The 4527-nt window shown below is 53.4% G+C and carries 3 tRNA genes and 2 rRNA genes; all 5 read right to left on the minus strand.

Features of this window, described 5'->3' with window-relative positions:
* Positions 1–162 precede the first annotated feature (162 nt).
* A tRNA-Met gene (locus J2X71_RS38005) sits at positions 163–239 on the minus strand.
* A 234-nt stretch (positions 240–473) separates the two neighbouring features.
* Positions 474–588 (minus strand): 5S ribosomal RNA (gene rrf / locus J2X71_RS38010).
* Between the two features lie 218 nt (positions 589–806).
* Positions 807–3605, minus strand: a 23S ribosomal RNA gene (locus J2X71_RS38015).
* 517 nt (positions 3606–4122) lie between these two features.
* A tRNA-Ala gene (locus tag J2X71_RS38020) sits at positions 4123–4198 on the minus strand.
* A 90-nt stretch (positions 4199–4288) separates the two neighbouring features.
* A tRNA-Ile gene (locus tag J2X71_RS38025) sits at positions 4289–4365 on the minus strand.
* Between the last annotated feature and the right edge of the window lie 162 nt (positions 4366–4527).

Genomic DNA, 4527 nt, shown 5'->3' on the forward strand with positions numbered 1-4527 from the left:
ATTGGTTTCGTTTGCAGGCTTTTTGCCCTGTTCGGGTTTCGCACCCATGCGGTTATGATGAGCATTGGGGAACGAGGAGCGAGCATCGCTAGCGAAGACGAAGTCTTTGCGGCAGCGATAAGCTGCGTGCGGTTAGATTTCGGGGGAGGTTTAGTAAGGATTTGGTTGCGGGGGCAGGATTTGAACCTGCGGCCTTCAGGTTATGAGCCTGACGAGCTACCGGGCTGCTCCACCCCGCGTTACCTAGGTAAACTGCAAAGCAGTTTATCCGTCCCGCGACAAATCCGTTTTGGATTTGTCGCTGCTACGTAAATCGCTTTGCGATTTACGGATCTGTGCCGAGCAAATTGCGAAGCAATTTGTCTCGTATCATATGGCACCAAACACAAAAGGCCGCTTTGCGAGCGGCCCTTTGATCGGCTTTGGGCCGTAAGTTTCGTAATGAGAAGATTTACACGAGTTGCGTTTTGCAGACCTGGCAGCGACCGACTCTCCCGCGTCTTAAGACGAAGTACCATAGGCGCTGGGGCGTTTCACGGCCGTGTTCGGAAAGGGAACGGGTGCAGCCACCCCGCCATGACCACCAGGTCAGCGAAGCGCAACTTGTGTTGAGAAGCTGGTGGATGTTTTCACATCCTTTTTATTTGAACACGTCTTTGAACCTTTCGCGAGGCACCTTCGGCCAGAAGGCCGCAAGCGCAAAGCGCGTCGCCGGTTGTCCGGCGCGCCGTCCGCAGCGCCATTGGCGCGTGAGGACAAAAGGTCAAGCATCATCAGGCAAAGCCTGATGAGCATAGTCAATGAGAACGATCAAGCCAATCGAGCTATTAGTACCGGTAAGCTTCATGCGTTGCCGCACTTCCACACCCGGCCTATCAACGTGGTCGTCTTCCACGGCTCTGATAGGGAATACTCGTTTCCAGGTGGGTTTCCCGCTTAGATGCCTTCAGCGGTTATCCCGTCCATATATAGCTACCCTGCTATGCCCTTGGCAGGACAACAGGTCCACCAGAGATATGTCCATCCCGGTCCTCTCGTACTAGGGACAGATCCTGTCAATATTCCTACACCCACGGCAGATAGGGACCGAACTGTCTCACGACGTTCTGAACCCAGCTCACGTACCGCTTTAATTGGCGAACAGCCAAACCCTTGGGACCTGCTCCAGCCCCAGGATGCGATGAGCCGACATCGAGGTGCCAAACAACCCCGTCGATATGGACTCTTGGGGGTCATCAGCCTGTTATCCCCGGCGTACCTTTTATCCGTTGAGCGATGGCCCTTCCACGCGGGACCACCGGATCACTATGACCGACTTTCGTCTCTGCTCGACTTGTCAGTCTCGCAGTCAGGCGGGCTTATGCCATTGCACTCGACGACCGATTTCCGACCGGTCTGAGCCCACCATCGCGCGCCTCCGTTACTCTTTCGGAGGCGACCGCCCCAGTCAAACTACCCACCATACACTGTCCCGGACCCGGATAACGGGCCGCGGTTAGACATCCATGACGATAAGGGTGGTATTTCAAGGATGGCTCCACAGAAACTGGCGTCCCTGCTTCAAAGCCTACCACCTATCCTACACATGCCGACACGAATGCCAGTGTAAAGCTATAGTAAAGGTGCACGGGGTCTTTCCGTCTGACCGCAGGAACCCCGCATCTTCACGGGGAATTCAATTTCACTGAGTCTATGTTGGAGACAGCGGGGAAGTCGTTACGCCATTCGTGCAGGTCGGAACTTACCCGACAAGGAATTTCGCTACCTTAGGACCGTTATAGTTACGGCCGCCGTTTACTGGGGCTTCGATTCAAAGCTTGCACCTCTCCTCTTAACCTTCCAGCACCGGGCAGGCGTCAGACCCTATACGTCGTCTTGCGACTTCGCAGAGCCCTGTGTTTTTGATAAACAGTCGCTACCCCCTGGTCTGTGCCACCCCACAATAGTTGCCTACTATGGGGTCACGCTTCTTCCGAAGTTACGCGTGCAATTTGCCGAGTTCCTTCAACATAGTTCTCTCAAGCGCCTTGGTATACTCTACCTGACCACCTGTGTCGGTTTCGGGTACGGTCTATACGGTGGAGCTATTTCCTGGAACCGCTCCGCTGCCCATCCAATCCAATAAGAATGAACAACTTGTGCGATCCGTCACTTCCACCAGGCCCACGAATATTAACGTGGTTCCCATCGACTACGCGTGTCCGCCTCGTCTTAGGGGCCGGCTAACCCTGCTCAGATTAACTTTAAGCAGGAACCCTTGGTCTTTCGGCGAGAGGGTCTCTCACCCTCTTTATCGTTACTCATGTCAACATTCGCACTTCCGATACCTCCAGGAGCCCTCACGGGTCTCCCTTCATCAGCTTACGGAACGCTCCGCTACCACTCCTCAAAGAGGAATCCTCAGCTTCGGTGCATGGCTTTAGCCCCGTTACATTTTCGGCGCAAAGACCCTTATTTAGACCAGTGAGCTGTTACGCTTTCTTTAAATGATGGCTGCTTCTAAGCCAACATCCTGGTTGTTTTGGGATCCTCACATCCTTTCCCACTTAGCCATGACTTGGGGACCTTAGCTGGAGGTTAGGGTTGTTGCCCTTTTCACGACGGACGTTAGCACCCGCCGTGTGTCTGCCTGGTAGTACTTCCCGGTATTCGGAGTTTGGTTAGGATCAGTAAGACGGTGAGTCCCCATAGCCCATCCAGTGCTCTACCCCCGGGAGTATTCGCCAGACGCTCTACCTAAATAGATTTCGCGGAGAACCAGCTATTTCCGAGTTTGATTGGCCTTTCACCCCTAGCCACAAGTCATCCCAATCTATTGCAACAGATGCGGGTTCGGTCCTCCAGTTGGTGTTACCCAACCTTCAACCTGCTCATGGCTAGATCACTCGGTTTCGGGTCTAATGCAACAAACTATATCGCCCTATTCAGACTCGCTTTCGCTGCGCCTACACCTACCGGCTTAAGCTTGCTTGTTACACTAAGTCGTTGACCCATTATACAAAAGGTACGCCGTCAGGGTTGCCCCCTCCGACTGTTTGTAGGCATCCGGTTTCAGGTACTATTTCACTCCCCTTGTCGGGGTGCTTTTCACCTTTCCCTCACGGTACTTGTTCGCTATCGGTCATGCACGAGTACTTAGGCTTGGAGAGTGGTCTCCCCATGTTCAGACAGGATTTCACGTGTCCCGCCCTACTCTAGGACATTAATGATATCTACGCGTACGGGGCTGTCACCCGCTACGGCCGCACTTTCCAGAGCGTTCCGCTTTAATCACTAATGCCACTGGCCTGGTCCGCGTTCGCTCGCCACTACTTGCGGAGTCTCGGTTGATGTCCTTTCCTGCAGGTACTTAGATGTTTCAGTTCCCTGCGTTCGCTTCTTACCCCTATGTATTCGAAAGTAAGATACCTTATAACAATGCTTGGAAACCCAAGCCGACCTTGCAGTCAGTTTGGATTTTCCAAGCATTTAAGGTGGGTTTCCCCATTCGGAGATCCATGGATCAAAGCTTATTCGCAGCTCCCCACGGCTTATCGCAGCGTAACACGTCCTTCATCGCCTGTGCATGCCAAGGCATCCACCAAATGCCCTTACGACACTTAATCGTTCTCATTGCCAATGCTCATCATCTCGCTGCCCGCTCCCGAAGGAAACGGCAACAGACCGGGTTACCTTTTACAACCCAGTCAATCCAATAATGCCATCGACGTGTTCGACCTGATCACTTTATTGGAGCTACGCCGAGCAGCTCGCTTGTGTCAGGTCTTAAGACCAGCTTCTCGAGATTGGATCCGATACCGCGCGGTCAGGCAACGGTAATCAAGTCGTCCGTCAGATGCTCACCCCGAAGGACAAGCAAACAACAACGACCCAGAGCGACAAGCTTCCTACCTACCTCCAGCCCCTCCACCATATCCGGCCGGCTAGGCCATCCATGGGTTCACAGGAACTGGGCTCGGACATCTCGGGTCAAAAACCCAAAACACCTGGAAGCCTCCAGATCAATCTTCTCTTCACGATATATGCAGAACAGGCATCAAGCCAAAAGCCGATGCAAACTTGTATTTTCTTCAAAAGACAAACACGCCGATCTCAACCAGTCAGTCTCGACACCAATCGATTTGGTGGAGCTGAGCGGGATCGAACCGCTGACCCCCTGCTTGCAAAGCAGGTGCTCTCCCAGCTGAGCTACAGCCCCATCAGCTCGATCGCCCGGTATAAACCAGGTTCGGCAACGTTCCGCATCAGCCATATTCCATCATCCCCAACCCTCATTCGCAAATGCAAATGGTGGGCCCGGGAAGACTTGAACTTCCGACCCCACGCTTATCAAGCGTGTGCTCTAACCAACTGAGCTACGGGCCCATTCGGGGAACCGGTCGACGCGGTTTTTTGTCTTCTTGAAGAAAGAGAAACGTGGACGGCGAAAGCTCGCCATACCATCCGAATGCCGAAGCATTTCCGTGGCGTATTGCGTTTCGATGGTCACCTGACTGGTGCCATCTATGTTCTAAAAAGCACGGGAAG

It is taken from the genome of Rhizobium sp. 1399 (assembly GCF_031455475.1).
Taxonomy (GTDB): Bacteria; Pseudomonadota; Alphaproteobacteria; order Rhizobiales; family Rhizobiaceae; genus Rhizobium.